This is a genomic window from Streptomyces nodosus, assembly GCF_008704995.1.
Lineage (GTDB): Bacteria > Actinomycetota > Actinomycetes > Streptomycetales > Streptomycetaceae > Streptomyces > Streptomyces nodosus.
Window position 1 is genome coordinate 386,994 of the sequence record NZ_CP023747.1, and the last position, 21,956, is coordinate 408,949.

A 21,956-nucleotide genomic window follows, 5' to 3' on the forward strand; every position below is an offset into this window, starting at 1 on the left:
ACCACTTTCGAAGGGGCCCTTCATGGACCGGGACGACACCACCCTGCGCGTACTGTCCACCAGCGATCTTGCCGGTCTGGACATCTCCCTGACCGACGTCGTCGACACCGTCGAGCAGGCTTACCGCACCCTGGCGGCAGGCAAGTCGGACAACCCACGCAAGCTCACCGTCAAGCCAGCCGACGGTCACTCCGTCGCGTACGCGATGCTCGGCCGCGACGGCGTCCGCGATGTTGTCGCGATCAAGACCTCGTACAAGCATGGGCTGCGCGAGAGCCGCGAACAGCAGCATTACTACACGACCCTGACCATCTACGACGACGTCACCGGCCTGCCGGTCGCGATGATGGACTGCTCCCGCATCGGTTCCCTGCGCACTCCCGCCGTCTCCGCGCTCCTGGCCCGCGAATGCGCCGCCCCGGATGCCTCGACCGCGCTGGTGATCGGCACCGGCACCCAGGGCCGTCTCGCGCTGCCGTTCCTGCTGACCACCCTGCCGAAGCTGGACCGCCTGCTGCTGTCCGGAACCCACCCCGACGGCATCGCAGCCGTCCGCGCCGAACTCGCCCGCCACTTCCCCGACCGGCAGGTGGAACTGGTCACCGACCTGAAGGCCGCCGCCCGTGACGCCGACGTGGTCGTCGCGACCGCCGGCGCGCACACGCTCGCCGCCGTCGAAGCCGACTGGCTGCGGCCCGGCGCGACGGCGATCCTCGTCGGCCACGGCCTGGCTCCCTCCACCCTGCACCACGCCGACCGGGTCATCGCCACCAGCGAGGCCCAGATGCAGGTCACCGGCACCGACATGGCGGACGCCGACGGCAAACTGCCCGCCGTGGACCTGGAGCTGCCGGCCGTCGTCTCCGGCGTCTCCAGGGCGCGCACCGCGGCCGATCAGCGCATCTTCGCCTACAACAGCGGCCTGGTCGTGACCGACATCGCCCTGGGGCACCGCTTCGCGCAGCTCGCCCTCGACCAGGGCCTGGGAACGGAGATATCGCTGTGGAAGTAGACACTGCCGCCTCCTGGCCGACGCTTCGCGCCCTGCCCAGCCCGGCCACGACTCCGGTCGTCGCCAGCGGACTTGCGGCCGAACTCGCCTACGCGCTGGGCGGCCCGTTCCACTTCCTGCTGCCCGACGCGTTCACCGCCAATCTCGTCGCGATGCAGGATGCCCTCACCCAGGCAGGGGTGGACGGGTTCGTCTATTACGCGAAGAAGGCCAACAAGGCCGCCGTCTTCGTCGAACGCGCCGCCGCCGGCGGAGCCGGCGTCGATGTCGCCTCCGTCGCCGAACTGCGTGAAGCCCTCGGCCACGGGGTACGCGGCGAACACCTCATGGTGACCGGCCCGGCCAAGGACCCCGCTCTGCTGCGCCTGGCCGTCACCCACAGCGCGACCATCGCCGTGGACGCTCTCGACGAGTTGGACCGGGTGATCTCCCTGGCCCTCACGGGCCGCGTGCGTCCGGCCCGCGTGCTGCTGCGCGTCCTGCCCGGCACCCAGCCGCACTCCCGGTTCGGGATGAACGAAGGCGAACTGACCACCGCCCTCAAGCGGTGCCTTCAGGCCGGGGACGCGATCCGCATGGAGGGCTTCAGCTTCCACCTGTCCGGCTACGACCTGCAGCCCCGCGCGGACCTCGCCGCCCGCCTCGTCGACCTGTGCCTGACCGCCCGGCTCCAAGGGCTGGAGGCCGGCCGGATCTCCATCGGCGGTGGCCTGCCCGTCAGTTACACCGACGCCGGCAGCTGGCACACCTTCCTCGCCGCCCAGCGTCCCGCCCACTACCACGCCCGCAAAACCTTCCGGACCGGCGACTTCTACCCGTATCACTCGCCCGTGTCCGGCGCGGACGCCCTGGCGGCCCTCCTGGCGAGCCACCCGGAGAACACCGACAGCACGCTGGCGGACCTGATCGGGGACGCGGGGATCGAGCTGCTCCTCGAACCCGGCCGCGCCCTGCTCGACCAGACCGGCGCCACCGTCTTCCGCGTCCAGGGCGTCAAGGACCGGGACAGCTACCGGATCGTGACCGTCGACGGCACCAGCCTGAGCCTGTCCGAGCAGTGGTTCAACAGCGAATACCTGCCCGACCCTCAGCTCATCCCCCAGGACCAGCCCGCCCCTGCGCCCGCCGGGGTGTTCCCGGCCAGCGTGGGCGCCGCGACCTGCCTGGAATCGGACATGCTCACCTGGCGCAAGATCGCCTTCCCGCACCCGCCACGCGTAGGGGACCTGCTGCTCTACCCGAACACGGCCGGCTACCAGATGGACTCCAACGAATCTCCCTTCCACGACCTGCCGCTGCCGCCCAAAGTCGTCATCGACCGCATCGACCGCCCCCGGCCACGCTGGCGCCTCGACCGCCACTTCACCTGACCACCGACACCGGCACACCCGTCGCTTCGCCGTCCCCCTCACAGGAGTCTTCTGATGCCCGGAGTCCTTCAGCGGCCCGCCGTGGTCTCCCGCATATCCGACCTGATCGGCTACACCCCCCTGCTGGAACTGGCCACTACCGAGACCGGCAACCGCCTGCTGCTGAAGCTGGAGATGTTCAACCCCACCGGCACCGCGAAGATCCGCATGGCCCGCGCCATGATCGACGCCGCCGAAGCCGCCGGCGAACTGCGCTCCGGCGGACGGATCATCGAATCCACGTCCGGCAACACCGGACTCGGCCTGTCCGTCATCGCCGCCGAACGGGGCTACACCTTCACCGCCGTCGTCGACCACCATGCCGCCGCCGACAAGCTGCGCACCATGAAGGTTCTGGGCGCCGAACTCGTCTACGTCGACGACGACAGCCCGGGTGAGGAACTCCACACCGCGGCCCGCGAGGAACTCGCCGAGGACATGGCCCGGGATCAGGACAACACCATCTTCACCGAGCAGCACAACAACCCTGCCAACGGCGTCGGCTACTTCCCCGTCGCGCACGAACTGGCCGAAGCCCTCGACGGCCGTATCGACATCCTCATCGGCGCCGTCGGCACCGGTGGCGGCCTCTGCGGTACCGGCCGCGAACTCTCCAAGCTCATCACCGGCTTCACCACCATCGGCGTCGAACCCAAGGGATCGATCGCGTTCGGCGGGCCCGCCCACGACTACCACCAGTCCGGCACCGGCACTCCCGAAGGCGCCGAGATCGGCGCCCTGGTCGACTTCGACCTCATCGACGAAGGCGTCAAGGTCGGCGACATCGAAGCCTTCGCCACCTGCCGCGCCGTCGCCAGGACCGGGCTGCTCATCGGCGGCTCCGCCGGCGGCGTCGTCCACGAGGCCCTGACCCGCCTGCCCCTGCTGCCGCCGGGGGCCACTATGGTCGCCCTGATCAACGACGGAGGGGAGAAGTACATGGACACCGTCTTCAACGACAACTGGATGGCCGAGCGCAACCTCCTCGACCCCACCCTCGAACGCGAAGTCGAAGAACGGCTCACCAAGCTCCGCAGGAACCGGTAACCCCTGATGCTGACCACCCTCCTCCGTGACAGCCGCGCGCTCGGAGCCCTCGCCGTCCCCCTCATCCTCACCCAGCTCGCGCAGGTCGCCCTGACGACCACCGACACCGTGATGATGGGCCTGCTGGGCACCACCGAACTCGCCGCCGGCGGCCTCGCCATCGTGATCTTCAACCAGATCCGCACCATGGGCGTCGGCCTGGTCACCTCCGTCGGCAACCAGATCGCCGCGGCAGCCGCTCGAGCCGAACAAGCGACCACAAGCGCGGACGACGACAGCACGGAGGATGTCCGCAGCATCGTCCGCGCCGGCATGGCCGTCGCCACACTGGCCGGTGTCGCCGGGGCGCTCGTCATGGTCCTCATCGGGCAGGCCCTGCCCCTGCTCGGCCAGGACGCCGACGTCGTCGACCTCGCCCAGGCGATGCTCTACGCCCTCGCCCCCGGCCTGCTGCCCTGTCTGTGGTTCCAGGCGATCCGCCAGTTCACCGTCGGCATGCGCCGCCCCCAAGCGCTCCTCCAGATCACCCTCGCCTCCATCGCCGTGAACGCCGGACTCAACTGGGTCCTCATCCACGGCACCTTCGGCCTGCCCCACCTCGGCCTGACCGGCGTCGGCATCGCCACCTCCAGCGTCTACCTGCTGTCCTTCCTCGCCCTCCACCTGGCCGCGAAGCGCGACGGCGAACTGGCGCCGCTCCTCACCCTGGACATCACCCGCGCCGAGGCCGCCACCGTCAAACGCCTCCTGAGCCTGGGCATCCCCATCGCGGCCACCTACGGCTCCGAAGCCGGGTTCTTCTCCGTCACCGCGCTCATGGCCGGCTCCTTCGGCCCCGACGCGCTCGCCGCGCACACCGCCGTCAACCAACTCGTCTACATCGTCTTCCAGGTCGCCGTCGGACTCTCCCACGCCGCCTCCATCAACGTCAGCCGCGAACTCGCCCTCGGCAACCAAGACGGTGCCCGCCGCATCAAGAACACCGCCCTGGCCTGCGCCGGAACCGTCATGACGCTGGTCGGCATCGTGTACCTGACGCTGCCTCGTCTCGTCTTGGCCCCGTTCATGGAATCCGGCTCCGCCGAAGCCCTCAGCATCGCCACCCACCTGCTCATGGTCACCGCGTTCCTGCAGTTCTTCGACTGCAGCCAGAACATCGGCGTCGGCCTCCTGCGCGGACTGGACGACACCAAGAGCGGCTTCCGCATCACCCTGATCGGCTACTGGGCCATCGGGCTGCCCGCCGCCTGGCTCTTCGCCTACGCCCTCGGCCTCGACACCGTCGGCATCTGGCTCGGCCTCCTCACCGGCCTCGCCGCCACCGCGCTGCTTCTCCTCCGCCGCTACGACACCGCGCTCGCCGCCACCCGGACTCAGCCGTCCCACGCAACAGCCTGATCACCAAGTGCCATGGCCCCTTCCACAACCCGCCACCACAAACGGGCCGAGGAAGGGGCCACGAACACTAGGAAGCACCGGTCCCCAGCAACCCGTACAACGCGTCCCAGAAACTCGAGCGCTCAGGTGCGCCGATCAGATGCCGTGCCGCGTACTCCACGTACTCGTGCAGCCCGTACGCCAGCGCGAGAGCCGCCACCGCCGCGACGACCACCGTCCCCGCCAGCGCAGTGACACCCGCGCGCCGGGCACCACCGTGGGGAGCCGCCGGCTCAGGCAGAAGGAGAGCCTCGACGCGCTGCGGCACCGGCCCGCTCATCGCCGACAGCAGCGGGTATCCGGCGGCACGCCCGTGAGACGCCCCGGCCAGCGCCGCCCGGGCGATAGCCGCAGCCGCTACCCGCCGATTCCCCACGGCCCTGGCCGCGTCCTCATCCGCCCACCGCTCCAAGTGGAAGATCAATGCCTCCCGCAGGCTCCGAAGCGCAGGGTGCACCACTACAGCAAGATCGGCCACCGCCGAGAGCACATGATGCCGTCCTGCCAGGTGCGCCCGCTCGTGCGCCAGGAGGACCTCACGCTCGCCTTCCCCCAGCGACCGCACCATCCCAGACGTCACCACGACCCGGCCGCTGCGCCCCCGGTAAGGGGGAAGCGCGAAAGCATCCACATCGCTTCCCGGGACCACCAGCACGTCCCCGTCCCCCGTGCCCTCGTCCGCCGACAGCCAAGCGCGCTTGAGCAGCGAACGGTGCTGAACCCATCGCCACACCAGCAACACCAGTTGCACCGACATCACCGCACCGGCCACACAGGCGAACGGGACAGCCGCCGGCCACACCTCCAGCACCTGTCTCAAAGACAGTTGCTCCAGCGAGGCAAGGAAGGGCACATGAAACAGGGCGACCAACGCGGCGACCGTGCCGCCGGCCAGGAGGACTGCCGCGCCCGTCAGCACCCGGCACGCCCAGCGAGGAGGGAGCACACGAGCGAGGCGTCTAGCGATCGCCGCCCCGCCCCACGGGAAAGCGAGGGCCAGAACGACCATCATCAGCGCGTACGTCACTCAGGGCCGTCCTCAGCCTCACGAAGAAGACTCCGCAGCGTTTCCTCGTCGCTCTCCGACAAGGACGACACAAATCGCTTCAGAACCAGATCCCGCCGAGGGTCGCTCTCCAACTCACGGCGCATCCGGCTCGCCACGAGCCCAGCAGCGTCCTCCATCGGCTCGTAGGCGAAACCGCGTAGCACCGGAACCCGGCGCAGCGTGCCCTTCTCGTAGAGCCGGCTCAGGATGGTGGCCACCGTTGTCCTGGCCAGCCCCCTGTCGAGCGCGGCGTTCACCTGCTGCGCCGTCATCGGCTCATCGGACTCCCACAACACAGCCAGCACATCAGCGACAAGCTCGCCGTGCTGTCGCCGCTCATCACGACGTTCACTTGGCACTTCTCCGTGTCTCCCTATCCACGTCAGGTCCAGAGAAGCGTAGACGGGACCGGCTGTCGGCCGTCCGCCCGGCCTCCATGAGCCTCGGTACCGGGGCGGAGGTTCGCTGCGGTACGGCCGGACCCGATAGGGCCGCCGGGGTCAGCCGCGCACTTCGCTGATCTGATCCGGTCCTGCCTGCCTCCGGGCGCCAAACCTCCCGCGGAGTCCGACGACTTGTTCCGACTCCACGCGGTGCTGCTGAAAGCCAAGGGGGAACAGGTCTCCGAGGAGGACGTCCACGACGCGTGGTCCGCGTGGATGCAGACGATCGACAGCTCGCACGACGGCCTGGTCCCCTGCGCCGACCTCAGCCCGGAGACGCTCGCCGCGGACGCGCCGTACGCCGAGGCCATCCGCGAGGCGGCTCGCCAAGCGGCCCGCTCCCGTGGCTGACAGCCACAGACGGGGGTCTTCGTCCTGAACAACGGCAGTCGGCGGGCACGTTGAGTGAAGAACCCCCCACTCCATGCACAGGGAAACGGGGAACAGCTCACCCACGGACCCCCGACGGTTCCGGGCCGCCTGACGCAGCGCCCGCAGCGCCGGATGCCACTTGGACGAGAGTCCAGATCGACGCGGTCGAGGAAGAGGAACAGCAGGAGTAGGCGGCGGCTGCGTTTGCCCGGCCTCTTGACGCGTACCTGCCCTGTGTTTATGGTCCGGACCAATGTAAGTGTTCATGTAAGCGTTCATCGTTCCCGTACGAGAACGGATTGCCTTCGCATGACAACCCCCCTCATTCGCCGTCGCCTCCCCCGCCTCACGCTGCTTGTCCTGCTCACCACTGTGCTGGTGGGCGCCACCGTGATCCTGCGCCCCGTCGCGAACCAGGCCCAGGCAGCACCCGCAAAGTTCGCGCACCCCGGAGTCACCGTCTCCCAGGCTCAGTTGGACTTCGCGCGCACCAAGGTCAATGCCGGCGCCCAGCCCTGGAAGGGCGCTTACGACCAGATGATCGCGAGCAAGTACGCCGACCTGAACCGGACTCCCAAGCCCCGGGCGACCGTGGAGTGCGGCTCGTACTCCGACCCCAACTACGGCTGTACCGACGAGCGCGAAGACGCGATCGCCGCATACACCGACGCACTTGCCTGGTACATGACTCGGGACTCACGCTACGCCCAGAAGGCGATCCAGATCATGGACGCCTGGTCCGGCACGATCACCAGTCACACCAACAGCAACGCGCCCCTCCAGACCGGCTGGGCCGGCTCTTCCTGGCCCAAGGCCGCCGAGATCATCAAGTACACGTACACGGGCGCCTGGGCGAACTCCGGCCGCTTCGCCACCATGCTGCGCAACGTCTACCTCCCCGTCGTGATCAAGGGCTCCAACTCCAACGGCAATTGGGAGCTGTCGATGATGGAGGCCGCCGTCGGCATCTCCGTCTTCCTGGAGGACAAGACGTCCTACGACACCGCGATGGCCAAGTTCCGCACCCGCACGGCTGCCTATGTCTACCTGGACTCCGACGGCTCGATGCCCAAGACCGTGCCCAGTCAGAACCTGGACACCACCGCCAAGATCGTCTCCTACTGGCAGGGGCAGTCCACCTTCGTCACCGGCCTTACCCAGGAGACCTGCCGGGACTTCACCCACACCGGCTACGGCATCTCCGCGATCTCTCATGTCGCCGAGACCAGCCGCATCCAGGGCCAGGACCTCTACGGAACCGACGTCGGCGAACGGCTGCGGCAGGCGCTCGGCTTCCAGTCCAAGTACCAGTTGGGCACGGCCGTCCCCAGCTGGCTGTGCGGTGGCAGCCTCAACCTGGGTCTCGGCCCGGTCACCGAGGTCGGCTACAACGCCTTGCACAACCGCCTCGGCATCGCCATGAGCAACACCCAGACGCTGACCCAGCAGCAGCGCCCGGCCGGCAGTAACAACCTGTTCGTGGCCTGGGAGACCCTCACCCACGGCGACAACCCGAACTGACGCCATGACTCCGGCCCCCCAAGGATTGACGGGAGAGCGACTGTTGCGGCCCGCCGGACGGCTACTACGCATCGCAGACTCAGGGCAGCAAGTACCATGAGCGGGTTGGTCCCACGTCGTCGAGTTACAACGGCACGTCCCGAACCGCCACTTCCACCTTCACCTCAGAAGTGACCGGTGAAGGCGGGGTCAGCGTCTCGGCCGGCTGGCAGGTGAGCGTCAGCACGCTGGCACGCTGCTCGCCAAGAACGACGGCAAGTTCGACGTGAACGTGTCCGCGAAGCTCAGTCGGCTGGTACCTCTGGGAGGGTTGATGCCCACAACTGCCCGATCGCCCCATCGCTCGAGTTTCGTTGTGATCTGCACGGTTCTGGGCGGCTTCGCGCTCACTGGCTGCTCAGGAAGCAATCAGGCGGACAGCGCCGACAGAAGCGCCGCGCCTGCTACGACGATGTCCGCGGCATCAGGGACGAGCTCCGGTCAGACTGAACACATCGCGGGAGAAAGTGTCACCAATCCCCCCAAGCTGCCGTCTGGGGTCGCCTTGGCTCAAGCAGCATCCGTCAAGGGTAATGGCGAACTTGAACTGGGGCACATCACCGCCCAGCCACTGTCCGTGTTGGTGAACTGTCAGGGCAAGGGCACTCTGACGGTCGAGGTTCGACCGATGGGGCTCCGCTTCCCATTGGAGTGCGTGGCGAGCAAGGTCAACACCACATACAACGAACTGCATCTCAAGCAGCCCAGAGAGCAGGGCGTTGTGTCCGTGACCGCGCCGTCATCTGTCCGCTGGTCGCTTACGGTGGGCCAGTAGGCGCCGAGTCAAGCAAGATCACTGAGTCCCCTACCGCGCCGGCGCGGTAGGGGACTCACGTTGCACGTGGACACCTGGCGCAGAGGACGTCGGGCGTCGGCGACCTGGTGCGCCATCTCGCCGGGGAACGGGAGAAGACCCGTGGGGCGGCGCCGACGGCGAACTCCTCACCGACTCGCGCCTGCCGCGCCTGAGACGAGCTTGGCCGGGCCCCGCTGGTGAAGAACTCCGGGGCGCCGCACTCATCGGTGTGATGCGGCTGTCGCGGTGGCACAGCATGCTGCCCCAGGGCGAGGTGAGGGCGGCCAGGCTCAGGGCGTTGGCCACGAACCTGGTGGAGACGGGCGAGACTTCGATGTCGCGATCGACGGTCTCGGCGAAGCGGGCATAAACACGGCTCGTGTGGCGTTCGGCGCGGTCGTGGCGGGTCTTGGTCGGCGGGCGCGGCGGTGACGGTCTGAACGTTCTCAGGCTAGGAGCGTGTCTCAGTAACCGGCGACCTGCACAACGTTTCGAGAACCGGGTGCGTTGTCACACCTCATTCCCGGTGAGAGCCAGACGGACGCCGAGGCCGACCATCACCGCCCCGGACGCTGTGCCAATCGCGGACAGGCGGCGGGGCGACCCGCGGAACCAGCCACGCGCCGTCCCAGCGAGGAGCCCCCAGGCCGAGTCGGAAACCAGAGCGACAGCGGCGCAGACGATGCCGAGGATCAGAAGTTGCAGCGTCACCTGCCCCGCCGAGCGGTTGACGAACTGGGGCAGCACCGCCGAGAAGATCAGGAAGCCCTTCGGGTTACTCACCCCGACAACGAAACCCTGCCGGACGATGCGCCGCACGTTCGCGGGTGGCCGCTGCTGCACGTCCGTAACGGCCAGTTTCCCGCGATGCCGCCACGTCTGGACGCCGAGGTGGACCAGATACAGCGCGCCCGCCAACTTCAGCACCGAAAACACCACGATCGACTGCGCGACCACGGTTCCCAACCCGAAGGCCACCAAGACGGCCTGGATCAGCACCCCGCCGTTGTTGCCGACCGCCGTGGCCAGCGCCGCCCGGCGTCCAAGCGCCACCCCGCGCCCGACCACGAACACCACGCTCGGCCCCGGAACAGCGATCAACACAGCGACCACGGCGAGGAAAGCCCAGAAGTGCCCGATACCCAACATGCCGTCAGGTTAGGAGCGGAGGTCAGTACGCGACAACCCTGGTGGGTATGGTGATCATTCGTGCGGGATGGTCTCGGTATGCGTGATCGGGATGGACTGTTCGAGATCGAGCCGACCGGGAAGAAGCAGCCGAGGTTCGTCCGGCGGCGGTGGACAAGACGTTCCGGGCGTTCGACCCGCACCAGGTCCTGCTGCTGCCGCCGCCGCTGGACGACTGGCTGCCCGAGGACCATCTGGCCTGGTTGGTAGCCGACCTGGTCGACGAGGTGCTCGACCTGTCGCCGATCCTGACTGATTGGTCGGCGGCCAGGAACCGGAGATCGCCGCCCTGGAGACCACGGCCCGGTCGCTGCTGGACGACGCCGAAGCGGTCGATAAGGCCGAAGATGCCCGGTTCGGCGTGGACGGCAAAGAGGCCGACCTGCCCGCCGAGCTGGACCGGCGTGAGAAGCGCCTGGCCAGGCTGCAGGCCGCTCGCGCGCAGATAGAGGCTGAGGCCGCAGACAAGGCCCGTGCTCACGCCGAGGACAAGGAACGCCGCCGCCAGGAGCGCGTTGGGATCAGCGACGAGCAAGCCGTCGCCGAGGCGGGCGAGCATGCAGCAGTCAAGGCCCGGCCCAAGCCGAAGGCCCGGGCCAACTTCACCGACCCCGACTCGCGGATCATGAAGAACAGCGACGGCGCCTACATCCAGGCATACAACGCCTAAGCCGTCGTCGACGAAAAGTACCAGGTCATCACAGCCGCCGACATCACCACCAACGCCTCGGACGCACTGAACTACACGCCGATGCTCGACCAGTCCGCGCAGAACACCGGCGCCCACCCCCAGCAGGCCCTCGTCGACGCCGGCTACTGCTCCGAGACCAATCTGGAGGCCGCTCAAGAGCGCCAACTCGCCTGCGGCACCGTCACGTTCATGGTCACCGGCCTACTCGGCCACGACGAACAGGACTCGCCCGCACCCCGCGGACGCATCCCCGTCAGAGCCACCCTCAAGGAGTGCTTGGCCCGCAAACTGCGGACCAAGCCCGGCAAGGCCGCCTACCGCCGCCGCAAAGCCATCGTCAAACCCGTCTTCGGCCAGATCATGACCTGCCAGAACGGCCGCCGGCTTCTCCCGCGCGGCGAGGACGGAGCCCGAGGAGAGTGGCGGCTGCTGGCCGCCTGCCACGACTTTCGCAAAGCCTTCCGGCACGCCGGAACCGCAGGACTCGCCGCGGCGATTGCCTGACCGGCGCCACCGGCCCTGTCCGGGCCGATCTCCAGACCGGCAGGACCGGCCACCGATCGCCGCGGGACACCGGCCAGCGACCGCGAGCGGTCCCGCCGATCACGACCACCCGGTCAGTTGCCGGTTACTGAGACGCGCTCCTAGGAGCCGAATATTCGCTGGGTGCCGGGCACGGGGTGGGGCGGTGGTGCTCATGTTCAGGGGTGTCTTTCAGCTGATGATGGGGGAGGCGATGACGACGGTGACATCGGCCGCTTCGGGGCCGGTGCGGTAGATGTGCGGGGCGTCTCCGGCGAAGGCGAGCAGGTCACCGGGGTGCAGGTCGGTGGGGGCGTCGGTGGGTCCGGCGGTGAGGTGGCCGGACGAGACGAGCAGGTGCTCGATGGTGCCGGTGGCGTGCGGCACGCCGTCCAGATGGGTGCCGGGGGGCATGCGCAGCCGCCAGATCTCCAGGCTGTTGCCGCTGCTGATGCGGCGCAGCAGTTCGCGTCCCACTTCTCCGTCGGCCAGGTCGGTGCCGGGCACGAACACCGGTCCCGGGTCGATGTCGCGGGCGAGGAGGTCGGTCAGTGGGATGCGCAGGGCGATCGCGAGGGCGTCGAGGGTCTCGATGGTCGGGTTGCCCCGCCCGGCCTCCAGCTGCGAAAGCGTCGCTTTGCTCAGGCCCGCCCGGCGGGCCAGCTCGGCACTGCTCATGCCGCGCTGTTCCCGCCGCCGGCGGATCTGCGCGCCGACCGCGATCGCGGTGCTGCTGGCAGGCCGGCGCTCCCCCGGCGGTGTCATGACTTCTCCCGGTGGGCGGCACTGTAGGAGACGCGGATCCGCCCCTTCTTGACCTTCAGCGTCGGCAGCACGACGTCGGCGAGGTCGCCGAGACTGCGCACGTGGGTCCCCCCGCACGGCGCCGAGTGCAGATCGGACAGATGCACGATGCGCCGCCCCTCGGCATCGTTCTCCCAGGTCACCGGCCAATCCTGCGCGATGGCCTCGGCAACCTCGACTCGGAGCGCCTCGGTGGCCTCCTCCCGGCCCTCGGGGGTGTCCAGGCGGGCGTCGGGCGTCGGCGCGGTGAACTCGATCCGTGCCTGGCCGGGGAAGTGGTTGTTCGCGGCCAGGACCCAGCCCTGGGCCCGTCCGGCCGCCTCGATCAGGTGGCCGGCCGTGTGCAGCGCGGCATGCGCGGTACGCAGCGGCAGGTCGATGCGGACCTCGACCGGCTGTCCCAGCGAAAGTTCAGGCAGCGTGTCTCCGCTGCAGGCCATGGCCACGACGAGCCCGGAGTCGTGATCGCGTACGGGGGTGATCTCGTGGCCGTCCACCCACCCACGGTCGGCGGGCTGCCCGCCGCCCTGCGGATGAAACAGACAGTGCTCGACCGCCACCCACGGTGCGCCGTCACGCTCGCCTATGGCGGCCACTCGGGTCTGGGCCTGTGCCTCATACGTATCTGCGTAGTAGGCGGAAACCTGCATGACACCCTCACCAGGAAAGCTGAATGAATGAACTGTAGGTTCACTATAACGAACGATCGCCGACTTGAAGCTCAAGTGCCAGTTCGCGGGGTCCCGCACACGCCGCGCGGCCGCGAGCGGGCATGCCGCTCGGGGATCCAGGTCTGGCGCCGGGGTGGGAGGAACTCGACCGCCGTGAAGCGGTCCTGTTCAAGGTTGTCCTCGCCCACTACGGCGGCTCACTGCCGGCGCTCTCCAGCCGGCTCGGGCTGCTCGGCGCGGAATCCTGGGCGCCCAACCCCCTGGGCATCACCGCTGAAGAGATCCGCGCCGACCTCGCGAGGCTCTACCTCGACACCGCCGCGACCGGCACCGACGCCAACCTGGCCTCGGCAGTGACCATGGTGCCGCGTGACCACCTCGTCTACGGCGGCGATGCCGAAGTGCCCTGCTCGAACGAGGACAGCATGGGCCGCAGACATCCGGAGTCTCCAGGACTCGGGCGTTCTCGCGCGCCACGAGGTCGAGGCTCTGGGTCAGCGCGCCTTCGACCTTTTCCCGGCAGCTTCCCGACGTCGCCGCGAGACTGCCGGCACAGTCGTCTGAACGTCCAAGGAGTGGGCCCGCCATGGTTCTCCAGCCGCATTCGGCAGCACGCTCCGTCAGATTACGCGGCCCCGCCTACGCGGCAACGGCAGTGCCGTGTTCCCGCCCGCGACTCAGGCCAGTACGCTCCGGGGCCGATTCGCCGAGCGCCGGGGCGCGGACCACCGCTCGGCCCGGCACCACCATGCCACCGTCCACCACCGCCGGCCTGGCGCCCGTCGTCCTCACCCGTCACGACCCGGAACGGGCGGTGAGGGCGGAGCAATGCGTGCTCGCCCTCACCGGAGCCGTCTCACGCGGCAGACCTGCTCAGGAGCGGCCGACCTTGATGGTCTTCCAGGTCGTGTGGGCGCAAGCGAGCTGTCGTCCGCGCAGGCGCGCATCGAGTCGCTCCGGCCGAGCACAGGGCGCCCATGCATATACGTCGACCACTCCGCCGATGGTGAGATTTGACGTCCTATAGTGTTTTCGCCGGGCAGTTTTGGGTTCTGGCTCACTTTCCATGAACCGGTCACGGTGGGTCATGCGACGTAGTTCAAAGGCTGTGGTTCTGGTGCGTTTCTGTGGCGAGAAAGTCTCGCGCCGAGGCGGTGACCTGGTCGCGGATGCGCTGCTGGTCCAGTTGATCGTTCCGTAGGTCGAGTGCTCTCGCCAGATCAACGATGGGTTGCAGCGCGTCGGGGTAGTCGAGTTCGGCTGCAGACTCCTGATAGATCAGCTTGGCTCCCTGTACGGGATCGAGCTGGCACGCCACGATCTGGTCGGCCCACCAGCGGGCCGCGGTCCATCGCGCCTTGGCAAGATCTTCCGAGGCCAGCGGCAGCAGACCCGACTCTTCCAGCACAAGGTCGAACAGCTCGCGGGCCTGGGGGTACTCACCGCGCGCGAGTCCAGCCAGCAGGGGAAGCGAGGGAGCCTCGATGTCGGCCATCAGGGCGTCCAGGCCCAACTGGACCAGATAAGCGTCCGAGGGGCGCTGCCAGGGGGCCATGGTCAAGTCTGCAGCGGCCATGCGGATCAGGCTGACCGCTACTACTGCGTCCACGCTGTCACCCCCTCATCATCTTTCTGTAGAGGGAAGTCCTATCACCGTGAGCCGGGCGGTTGATCAGGTGGCCAGCAATACGCGCTTGCGTAGCAGGTTGAAACCGGCGCGGCCGAACATCTGGCGCTTGAGCATCATGATCCGATTGGCTGCTCCTTCGACCGGGCCGGAGTTCCAGTCAGTGGTCAGCCCTGCGGTCACCGCGTCGAGATCGTTGTTCAGTCCGGAGGCGAAGCTGCCGATGCCAGCCAGGTTGGTGCCCATGGCCTCGGTGATCCAGTCGGGCAGGCAGTCACCGCTGAGAGTGGTGAGCATCTCTGCAAACGAGCTGGTCAGCTCTGCGGCAGACGCAAGTTCCGGGCAGCGGTCGAGCACGGCCGTGCGGTGCAGATTCTCCTCTTCGGTCAGGGTGGCGGGGTGGCGGGTGAGCCAGCCGGTCACCTGCCGAACCGACGGCGGTGGCGGTGCGGGTCTGAAGCCTTCCCGCTGCGGCAGGTCGCGCCGGATCCAGTCGCGCACGGTGGAGGAGCGGCCGTGGAATCCACGTTCAATGATCTCCCGGTGGAGATCGAGAACGGTCATGTTCCCTTCGGTCTCGGCCCAGCGGTGGGCCAGGTAGGTCTTGAACGGGTGTATTTTGCTGGGGAGTTGTCGCTTGCGGCCCGTGACCAGATCTTGCCAGCGGGCGGCGCGGGCGTATCTCTGCACGGTGTGCCGTCCCCAGCCCAGGTAGTGGGCAACGCCCCGCAGACTCATGCCCTGGGCGAGGAGGTCGTGGACAAGGGCGTGGTGGGCGCGGGCCCGTTCGGCGAACTTGCCGGTCGGGTCATCCAGCTCGGCCTCGTGACCGGGTGCCGCCCCGGCGGGCGTCTCCCATACGGGCTCGGGTTCTGGGGTGAGCGGCGGCAGGTCTCACAGGCAGGAGCGATGGTCAGCGACGGTCTTCTCGACCGCAGAGGCAAGGTTCTGCCAGAGATGGAATCGGTCGGCGACCTGCAGGGCCTGGGGGGCGGCGGTGTCGGCGGCCTCGGCATAGGCGCCGGCGCGGTCGGGGCAGATGACCTCGATTTCGGGGTGGGCCACGAGCCACGGGGGAGGGTGGCGGCGTCACGCTCGGGCAGCAGGTCGAGGACCTGGTGGGTCTCGGCGTCGATCACGACCGTTCCGTAGACGTGGCCGCGCCGGAGCGCGAAGTCGTCCACGCCGACGGCGCGGGGCTGCGTCGCTGCCGGGTCGGGCAGGTCCATCACCCGCCGCAGCAGCGTGGTGCGGCTGGTCGCCATGCCCATGACCCGCGCGAGGCGGGCACCGGCCCGGCCCGCCAGGGCCAGCCCGATCTCACTCATCGCCCGGCGCAGCCGCTCGGTGACCCGGCCGTGGCGGCGGGTCAGTCCCGACGCCTGCTCCACGAACGTCCGTCGGCCGCAGGCCGAGGCCGTGCAGAAGAATCACCGAACCCGCAACGCGAGCTGTGCCCATCGGACGGCAGCAGGCAGATCTGCCGGAAACCGCACGTAGGAGCTGTGGACCCGTTCCGTCCAGTGGGCGCAGTCGGAACAGGCGGCCCCGCGGGCGTGCACCGGCCTCGACGCGTATCACCTCGCCCCATGCACGTCTACAGCCACGACGGCGACCCCGGGGACCGACGGGAACAACAACTCCCAGGACAACACCTCGTTCACAGCCAGCGAATGTCGGCCGTGCCACCCGCACGAGGGACGATTTCAAGGCGATTCCCACACCCACTGAAAGAAGATCAACAACTACAACGGGTGACTGGCTCACGGAACTTGTGCCAGACCCCAGTTTTGGCCCCACTGCGCCGAGTTGTTTTGGCCCCGCCCTCGATCGGGTGACGTTTCGCGGGTGTCCTGGGCCGGAGTGGTGCACAGGTGTGGACCGTGGTCCGCGGCGGCCGCAAGCGTGTGGCCCGCGGAGCCCGCCCGGCTGCTTCCCCTGACAGGAATGCGGACGGGCGGGCGCCTTATTCCCCCTTGTCCGACGATGGTCGAGTTAGAAGTCGTCTCATTTGGTGAGTCTGCGGTAGCAAATGAGGGTGCAGGCGATCGCGGTGAAGGCCAGGAAGTGCTCCGCTTTGCGCTCGTAGCGGCGGTGCAGGCGACGGCAGCCGGCGAGCCAGGACATGGTGCGTTCGATCGTCCAACGGTGCCGGCCGAGTCGTGTGGAGGACTCGATGCCTCTGCGGGCGATGCGGTGCCGGATACCGCGCATGCGGAGCCATCGGCGCAGGTGGTCGTAGTCGTACCCCTTGTCCGCGTGGAGCTTGGCGGGCCGTCGCCTGCGCGGGCCGCGGCGGGAGCGGATCGGCGGGATCCCGCGTACGAGGGGCTCGAGCGCCTGGCTGTCGTGGAGGTTCGCACCGGAGATGCCGATGGACAGGGGCAATCCGGTCCGCTCGGCGTTCAAGTGGATCTTCGAGCCCTTCTTGCCTCGGTCTACAGGATTCGGACCTGTCAGCTCCCCCCTTTCAGGGCCCGCATGTTCACCGAGTCGATCGCGCAACGGGACCAGTCCAAGTCGCCGCGTGAGCCCAACTCGTCGAGGACCAGCCGGTGCAGCTTGGCCCACACCCGAGCCGCGGACCACTCGGTGAAACGCCGGTGCGCGGTCGGTCCCGACGGGCCGAAGACCGGCGGCAACTGCCGCCAGGTGCAACCCGTCGTGGCGACGAAGATGATCGCCGCGAGGACCTCACGGTCACCGTGCCGTCGCCGACCCCCGCCCTGTGGGCGTGTGGGGACGGGAGGCACCACACGCTGGAAGAGGTCGTACAACTCGTCCGGCACCAAGCGCTCCACGATCAGCACAAGCCCAGACTACCGATCACCCCAAATGAGACGACGTCTGAGCCGCCGGCGACGTCCCCGTCCGCACCGACACCGACGCCGACGGTGGAAACGTCGAAGCCGAAGCCGACTCCTACGGAGGCGCCGCCCAGCCACGCGCCGAGGCCGTCGCCGTCGCGTACGGCGGCCGCGGGGTCTGCGTTGTTCCCGGGGCACACGGTGAGGCAGGGCAATGGGAGTGTGATCGCTACGCGGGCGTCGTGGGGCAAGGGCTGGCCGTGGAGGACCAGCGATGTGGTGATGGCGTGCAGCGATGCGCTCAACGGGGGTGAGTACCTCGCCGCGGCGGACGGTGAGAACTACCTGTTGACGGGGACAATCGCGCGGCTGGGGTTCGTGAAGGGCAACGCGGGCCTCTTGTTGTGAGACATGAAGGATGCGGGCGCGTACGGGGAGTGGCTGGACGCGGGACAGAAGCTCTGCCCTGAGGGGTGAGGTTGGGGGTGCCGCCCGGATGGTCAGGCATCCGGGCGGCGTCCTCCCCGCCACCCTGCCACAGGTGGTCTGTGGGCCCGCTGCGCCCTCGTCGGGCAGCGGGGGTTACTGGGTGCCGATGCCGACCAGGCGCAGAGCGCGGCCGCGGGTGGCTTTCTCGGCTTGGGCAAGGTCGGCGAGGGCGTACAGCGGGCGACCGTTTTCGTCGAGACCCGCGACGGGGAGATGGCCGCGGGCGCGCCACTTGCAGACGGCGGAGCGGGTGACAGCGGCAGCGTCGGCGCTGAGCATGCGGCGCCATCGGGTGGCGAGTTCGGCGGCCTGGGTGCCGTTGTAGAGGGTGCCGTTGGCCATGCGCGACACCTCCCTGTTTGGAGATCGGGGAGCGCCGCCGTTCCGGAGTCGAACCGGCGCTGGCCAGGCTTAGACAAGAGCCCTTGTCTGCCGGCGGCGTCCCTGGCGGTGGGCACGCGTGTGCGGTCTTGTCTGCCTTGCGGCGCATCCGTACGTTCGGGGCGTGACTGATGTGAACGTTCAGGCAATTCCCCGGGCAGAAGTTCACGTAATTCCCCAAGCGCCCGGTGTGGTCCAGGCGTCTCGGGCCGTTGACGCCGCTCGTTAGAGTGCCCGCGTGTCGAAGACGAGCGTGAGCAACGAGACAGGCAGCCTGCTCTGCCTCTGGGTGGAGCCGTGGGGAACTGATCACTGGATGCGTCCGGGTGAGGAGTTCACCGTCGTGACCGAGGCGGAGCCCGAGGAGTCGCCGTTCAACGTCGTCGTTCATGATCAGGGCATCACGGTGTGGGTGAACTCGGGAAGTGACGCCGAGGTTTTCGACAAGAACGGCGATCCGGCGCCGTGCGGGCATCAGCGGCCTGCCGATGCCGGATCCTGACCGGTCGGGTCGTCAGGTGAGTGGCTTGACGGGCTTGCCGGTGGGTTCTTGGGCCGCTTGTTCGGGCGGTAGCTGGGGCCGTTCATGATGACCTGATGGCTGGTGTTGATGAGCCGGTCGAGGAGCGACTCGGCGACAACGGGGTTAGGGAAGAGGGGATACCAGTCGTTGGGCGCCCGGTTGCTGGTGATGATCAGAGACCTGCCCTGCCGCTCGGAGACGAGTTCGTAGAGGTCATCGGCCTGGGCTGCGGACATCTGGCGCATCGCGAAGTCGCCGAGGATGAGGACGTCGGGGCGGACGAGCTCGCGGATCCGTTTCTCCCAGGTGCGGTCCGCATGGCCGCCGGCAAGATCCGCGAGGACGCAGCTGGTCTTGGCGAAGCGGACGTGTGCGCCCTGGCGTCATGCGGTCTGACGGGAACTTCTACACCGTGGCGTAGCCATGATTCCCGGTGGTGGTCCAGTCAGTGGGCACACGTCTGGTACTGGCCTCATGTTGACGCTAAGTGGCGATCTTGTCCAGCAGGAACACGAACTGTCCAGCAGGAACAGGAACGGCCCCCCGCGACAAGGGCGCGGTGGGCCGTTCGTGCGTGAAGCGTCCCGACTCGGGATGTGATCGCGTAGGCCAGTGTGGCACGAATGTACGACAGTCCCGCTAGGCGGCTGCAGCGAGTCGGGAGCGCGCCGTGGCGGCGATCTGCTCAGAGCCCTCGATGCCGATGAAGGGACGACCGGAGGCGAGCGCGGCGATGCCGGTCGAGCCGGATCCGTCAACTCCGACCGGTTGCGCCGTCGTCACGACGGTCTGCCGGCCGACCCGCCGCAGCTCCAGCAAGACCGACCCTGGCCACCACCACTCCGGCAGTCAGCCCCCACAGATCGGTCTGCTTCATTTGGTTCTGAGGGGCTGTCCGGCTGCGTCGTACACCTTCCCTGTCAGGGCGTTCACGTGGTACATCTCAACCGGTGCCTGCTCCTGCGGATCATCGCTCTTTCCGCTAATGGGCCACGTCACGTTCACAAGCCAGTTCGGCTGCCAATCACCGTCTTGCTCGACCGCTTTTACAGTAACTGCTTTGCTATGAAATTCTGCGCCAGTGTTTCCATTGCCTTGGAGTTGTACCGCTACCGCCTTGTTTACTTCCTTTTCGGCTTGACCCGCGTCAACCTTGGCTTCGGGAAGCTTCACCCGGGTCGGACCAAGGGTGACGTCAATCTGAGACACACGCCCGGCCCTGTCTACCTGGACGTCCAGCATCCTGGGCATCAGAACGTCGTTTTGAATCCACCTCCAGCTCGTAATCCAGCCAAGTTCGGCCTTTGCGCCCACAGCGGACGTTTCACTCATGGTCGCACCCATTGCCCACGGATACCGTCGCTGGGCGTACGACTTCGCAATTCCAGAGGCTGCTGTATCGGTAGACGGGGCTTTCACGCCTCCCACTGGGTATCCCATGACAGTGGGCCGATCACTGTCCTCCAGCAGTACGTTCAGGTGCTTCTTGTCCGGCCAGGAAAGGCTACCGGAACCGAAGTCTTCGGAGTGCCCCTTTTCACGGCTGTGCAGGATGAAGATGATGTTGGTGCAGGGGGCACCCGCGCACGGCTGCGCGTACTGCCGGCCGATCTTGTAGCGGTCACCGAACGCCTCCTTGACGGCGGCCTCAACGGCCTGCGTCTGGCCGGAACTTGCGTCGGAGAGGCCGGTGCCATCCACATTCGTGAAGGCGAGCATCGGACGCGCCACTCCCGAGCCCAGGAGGAGCAGCGCCGCGAAAGTGATCAGGGCGCCCTTGCTGCTCGCCTGCCAGGCGAGCGAGTGGCGAATTGTGAGCACAACCGCGACAACGGAGAGCCCGATCAACCCGCCGATGATGTTCATCTGGGCGTCCGAGCTGTCACACACGCGCCCCAGGCCGTTGACGGTGGCCTGGGTGAATTCGATGGCCAGGGGCAGCGCGATGACGCCGACGAGGACAGGCAGCGGGCGGCGGATGGCCAGGAGTGCACAGGCGCCGACGGGCACCATCATGGCGAGGTTCCACAACCCTTGCGTGGTGTGGAAGGGCTCGGCGAATTGATGGTTGAGGACGCACACGCCGCTGGCCGGGCCACCGTCCATGAATGTGACGCCGAGCACGCCGGTGAGAGTGAAGGCGAGACCGGCCCACCATGCCCCGTGAGGCTTTCCCCGCTTGCGGACGAGCGTCCAGGCTGCGCCGCCGAGGATGAGGCCGATCAGTGTGCACACGGCCAGATAGCCGACATGGTGTTGAAAGATGGCGGAAAACACGGCGCGGTTCCTTGTGTGGTTATGTCGAGGAGAGCAGGTCCGGGAGAGGGAAGGCCCCGCCTTGGTAGGCGGGGCCTTTGGGGCTGTGGTTCAGCAGTGCGAGGCAGGCGTCTGGTACGAGCCGCCGGTGTACTTAAGCAGGCCGATTGTGCTCGTGCAGTAGGCGCTCTCCGCCAGCGCCCAGGTGTGGCTCTTATTCTGGCCCGAACTGATGGAGACGGCACTGACGTAGTGGCTGGTCCCCCCGCGCGAGTAACCAAGCTGGGCGGATATAGCACTTCCGCCCGTCTTGTCGTACCCGGTGGTGACGTTGCCGTTGCCAGCCTGGTGAACGTACAGAATGCCGTTGTCCAGCTCGGTGCACCGCGACATGGGCTCGCCGGTGGCGGTGTAGCCACCATTGCTGCAGTACGTGGCGGCCGACGCAGCAGGTGTGCTGAACATGATGGATCCTGCCGCGATGGTCACGCCCGGCACGAACACGTCGCGTCCACGAAGGAGACGACGCCTCAGCCAAGGCCGCCTCCAACCCACTCCTCATCTCTGGCACGACCAGACAGTCTCATGCCCCACGAAGAAGATCGAACCTCGGGCCGAAGCTGCCCACACGCTTAATGAAGAACATAGAGGCACCCCCCTTGGAATCGATCATCTAGTGTTGCGGGACAGCCTTTAGGCTGCCCAGGGCCTTCGGTATCGGCCTGGACGACCCGCAGGATCGCTCACACCCGCCGCGATCATCCACGCCTCCTATGAAACCGGCCCGGCTGCCGCCGCGCGCACGCCCCTCTACCGACTGCGCTCCTGCGAGGACTGTGATCCGCTGGCCACTGCGTGGGAAAATCCTTTAAC

22 protein-coding genes and 2 pseudogenes are annotated in these 21,956 nt (G+C 67.9%); 10 read left to right on the top strand and 14 right to left on the bottom strand.

Features of this window, described 5'->3' with window-relative positions:
• The first annotated feature begins 22 nt into the window (after positions 1-22).
• The 4 genes from CP978_RS02020 to CP978_RS02035 are packed head-to-tail and all read left to right on the top strand — an operon-like array spanning position 23 to position 4,866.
• Entirely contained in the window at positions 23-1,012 is a 990-nt protein-coding gene (locus CP978_RS02020) for an ornithine cyclodeaminase (protein ID WP_043437034.1), read from the top strand.
• Positions 1,003-2,382, top strand: a complete 1,380-nt coding sequence (locus tag CP978_RS02025) for a type III PLP-dependent enzyme domain-containing protein (protein ID WP_043437036.1) — start codon at positions 1,003-1,005, stop codon at positions 2,380-2,382. Before CP978_RS02020 ends, CP978_RS02025 begins: the two co-directional genes overlap by 10 nt.
• Before the next feature lie 54 nt (positions 2,383-2,436).
• Positions 2,437-3,468, top strand: a complete 1,032-nt coding sequence (locus CP978_RS02030; protein WP_043437038.1) for a cysteine synthase family protein — start codon at positions 2,437-2,439, stop codon at positions 3,466-3,468.
• A gap of 6 nt (positions 3,469-3,474) precedes the next feature.
• On the top strand, positions 3,475-4,866 hold the full coding sequence (locus CP978_RS02035; RefSeq protein ID WP_043437041.1) for an MATE family efflux transporter: 1,392 nt from the start codon (positions 3,475-3,477) through the stop codon (positions 4,864-4,866).
• Positions 4,867-4,933: 67 nt separating this feature from the next.
• Here the strand turns inward: CP978_RS02035 and CP978_RS02040 are convergent, their stop codons facing one another.
• On the bottom strand, positions 4,934-5,932 hold the full coding sequence (locus CP978_RS02040) for a M56 family metallopeptidase (protein WP_052453934.1): 999 nt from the start codon (positions 5,930-5,932) through the stop codon (positions 4,934-4,936).
• On the bottom strand, positions 5,929-6,312 hold the full coding sequence (locus CP978_RS02045; RefSeq protein WP_043437043.1) for a BlaI/MecI/CopY family transcriptional regulator: 384 nt from the start codon (positions 6,310-6,312) through the stop codon (positions 5,929-5,931). Before CP978_RS02045 ends, CP978_RS02040 begins: the two co-directional genes overlap by 4 nt.
• Positions 6,313-6,474: 162 nt before the next feature.
• Between CP978_RS02045 and CP978_RS02050 the strand changes: the two genes are divergently transcribed.
• The 3 genes from CP978_RS02050 to CP978_RS35430 all read left to right on the top strand — a co-directional run bounded on the left by CP978_RS02050 (position 6,475) and on the right by CP978_RS35430 (position 9,103).
• The gene (locus CP978_RS02050; RefSeq protein ID WP_221501063.1) at positions 6,475-6,747 is read left to right on the top strand and encodes a DUF7701 domain-containing protein; all 273 of its coding nucleotides are present in this window, start codon (positions 6,475-6,477) and stop codon (positions 6,745-6,747) included.
• Positions 6,748-7,077: 330 nt separating this feature from the next.
• The gene (locus CP978_RS02055) at positions 7,078-8,289 is read left to right on the top strand and encodes an alginate lyase family protein (protein ID WP_043437047.1); all 1,212 of its coding nucleotides are present in this window, start codon (positions 7,078-7,080) and stop codon (positions 8,287-8,289) included.
• A 355-nt stretch (positions 8,290-8,644) separates the two neighbouring features.
• The gene (locus CP978_RS35430) at positions 8,645-9,103 is read left to right on the top strand and encodes a hypothetical protein (RefSeq protein WP_227745293.1); all 459 of its coding nucleotides are present in this window, start codon (positions 8,645-8,647) and stop codon (positions 9,101-9,103) included.
• 531 nt (positions 9,104-9,634) lie between these two features.
• On the opposite strand, the gene CP978_RS02070 is transcribed toward CP978_RS35430, so the two are convergent.
• On the bottom strand, positions 9,635-10,273 hold the full coding sequence (locus tag CP978_RS02070) for a LysE family translocator (protein WP_043437050.1): 639 nt from the start codon (positions 10,271-10,273) through the stop codon (positions 9,635-9,637).
• 149 nt (positions 10,274-10,422) lie between these two features.
• Between CP978_RS02070 and CP978_RS02075 the strand changes: the two are divergent.
• Positions 10,423-11,507, top strand: a pseudogene (locus tag CP978_RS02075) (transposase).
• Between the two features lie 210 nt (positions 11,508-11,717).
• Here the strand turns inward: CP978_RS02075 and CP978_RS02080 are convergent.
• The 6 genes from CP978_RS02080 to CP978_RS02105 form a co-directional block, all read right to left on the bottom strand.
• Positions 11,718-12,290, bottom strand: coding sequence for a helix-turn-helix domain-containing protein (locus CP978_RS02080; protein WP_043437052.1), 573 nt, complete (start codon positions 12,288-12,290; stop codon positions 11,718-11,720).
• Positions 12,287-12,979, bottom strand: a complete 693-nt coding sequence (locus CP978_RS02085) for an alanyl-tRNA editing protein (protein WP_043437055.1) — start codon at positions 12,977-12,979, stop codon at positions 12,287-12,289. Before CP978_RS02085 ends, CP978_RS02080 begins: the two co-directional genes overlap by 4 nt.
• 1,120 nt (positions 12,980-14,099) lie before the next feature.
• Positions 14,100-14,576 carry a hypothetical protein gene (locus tag CP978_RS02095; protein WP_144401421.1) on the bottom strand — a complete coding sequence of 159 codons (477 nt, stop codon included), beginning with the start codon at positions 14,574-14,576 and terminating at the stop codon, positions 14,100-14,102.
• 96 nt (positions 14,577-14,672) lie between these two features.
• The gene (locus tag CP978_RS35435) at positions 14,673-15,365 is read right to left on the bottom strand and encodes a transposase (RefSeq protein WP_052453938.1); all 693 of its coding nucleotides are present in this window, start codon (positions 15,363-15,365) and stop codon (positions 14,673-14,675) included.
• A 156-nt stretch (positions 15,366-15,521) separates the two neighbouring features.
• Complete coding sequence (locus tag CP978_RS36030; protein ID WP_265104023.1) at positions 15,522-15,692, bottom strand: transposase; 171 nt, start codon at positions 15,690-15,692, stop codon at positions 15,522-15,524.
• A gap of 942 nt (positions 15,693-16,634) precedes the next feature.
• Positions 16,635-17,428 (bottom strand): IS5 family transposase gene (locus CP978_RS02105; protein ID WP_227745601.1). Its coding sequence is split into 2 segments (ribosomal slippage): positions 16,635-17,093 and positions 17,096-17,428, totalling 792 coding nucleotides; the frame shifts between segments, so codons are not numbered across the junction.
• A gap of 228 nt (positions 17,429-17,656) precedes the next feature.
• On the opposite strand from CP978_RS02105, the gene CP978_RS35180 reads away from it, so the two are divergent.
• Positions 17,657-17,842 (top strand): hypothetical protein, encoded by a 186-nt coding sequence (locus CP978_RS35180; protein WP_144401422.1) that lies wholly within the window; start codon positions 17,657-17,659, stop codon positions 17,840-17,842.
• Positions 17,843-18,016: 174 nt separating this feature from the next.
• Here the strand turns inward: CP978_RS35180 and CP978_RS02110 are convergent, their stop codons facing one another.
• The gene (locus CP978_RS02110) at positions 18,017-18,265 is read right to left on the bottom strand and encodes a hypothetical protein (RefSeq protein ID WP_043437067.1); all 249 of its coding nucleotides are present in this window, start codon (positions 18,263-18,265) and stop codon (positions 18,017-18,019) included.
• Between the two features lie 277 nt (positions 18,266-18,542).
• Here CP978_RS02110 and CP978_RS02115 point away from each other — a divergent pair, with 277 nt between their 5' ends.
• Positions 18,543-18,806, top strand: a complete 264-nt coding sequence (locus tag CP978_RS02115) for a hypothetical protein (protein ID WP_150478127.1) — start codon at positions 18,543-18,545, stop codon at positions 18,804-18,806.
• Here the strand turns inward: CP978_RS02115 and CP978_RS02120 are convergent.
• The 4 genes and pseudogenes from CP978_RS02120 to CP978_RS35445 form a co-directional block, all read right to left on the bottom strand.
• Positions 18,779-19,210, bottom strand: a pseudogene (locus CP978_RS02120) (ATP-binding protein); the annotation flags it as partial. The gene CP978_RS02115 and the pseudogene CP978_RS02120 sit on opposite strands and share 28 nt — an antisense overlap.
• A gap of 256 nt (positions 19,211-19,466) precedes the next feature.
• On the bottom strand, positions 19,467-19,646 hold the full coding sequence (locus CP978_RS02125; protein ID WP_043437071.1) for a hypothetical protein: 180 nt from the start codon (positions 19,644-19,646) through the stop codon (positions 19,467-19,469).
• 54 nt (positions 19,647-19,700) lie between these two features.
• Entirely contained in the window at positions 19,701-21,104 is a 1,404-nt protein-coding gene (locus CP978_RS02130; RefSeq protein WP_043437073.1) for a VanZ family protein, read from the bottom strand.
• A 90-nt stretch (positions 21,105-21,194) separates the two neighbouring features.
• Positions 21,195-21,587 carry a hypothetical protein gene (locus CP978_RS35445; RefSeq protein ID WP_221500838.1) on the bottom strand — a complete coding sequence of 131 codons (393 nt, stop codon included), beginning with the start codon at positions 21,585-21,587 and terminating at the stop codon, positions 21,195-21,197.
• Positions 21,588-21,956: the final 369 nt, after the last annotated feature.

Bases quoted from the DNA above. Each gene is read 5' to 3' on its own strand.
- CP978_RS02085 (WP_043437055.1), bottom strand. From the start codon at position 12,979: ATGCAGGTTTCCGCCTACTACGCAGATACGTATGAGGCACAGGCCCAG.
- CP978_RS02095 (WP_144401421.1), bottom strand. From the start codon at position 14,576: ATGGCCGCTGCAGACTTGACCATGGCCCCCTGGCAGCGCCCCTCGGAC.
- CP978_RS02030 (WP_043437038.1), top strand. From the start codon at position 2,437: ATGCCCGGAGTCCTTCAGCGGCCCGCCGTGGTCTCCCGCATATCCGAC.
- CP978_RS02070 (WP_043437050.1), bottom strand. From the start codon at position 10,273: ATGTTGGGTATCGGGCACTTCTGGGCTTTCCTCGCCGTGGTCGCTGTG.
- CP978_RS35435 (WP_052453938.1), bottom strand. From the start codon at position 15,365: ATGAGTCTGCGGGGCGTTGCCCACTACCTGGGCTGGGGACGGCACACC.
- CP978_RS02035 (WP_043437041.1), top strand. From the start codon at position 3,475: ATGCTGACCACCCTCCTCCGTGACAGCCGCGCGCTCGGAGCCCTCGCC.
- CP978_RS02080 (WP_043437052.1), bottom strand. From the start codon at position 12,290: ATGACACCGCCGGGGGAGCGCCGGCCTGCCAGCAGCACCGCGATCGCG.
- CP978_RS02055 (WP_043437047.1), top strand. From the start codon at position 7,078: ATGACAACCCCCCTCATTCGCCGTCGCCTCCCCCGCCTCACGCTGCTT.
- CP978_RS02110 (WP_043437067.1), bottom strand. From the start codon at position 18,265: ATGGCCAACGGCACCCTCTACAACGGCACCCAGGCCGCCGAACTCGCC.
- CP978_RS02020 (WP_043437034.1), top strand. From the start codon at position 23: ATGGACCGGGACGACACCACCCTGCGCGTACTGTCCACCAGCGATCTT.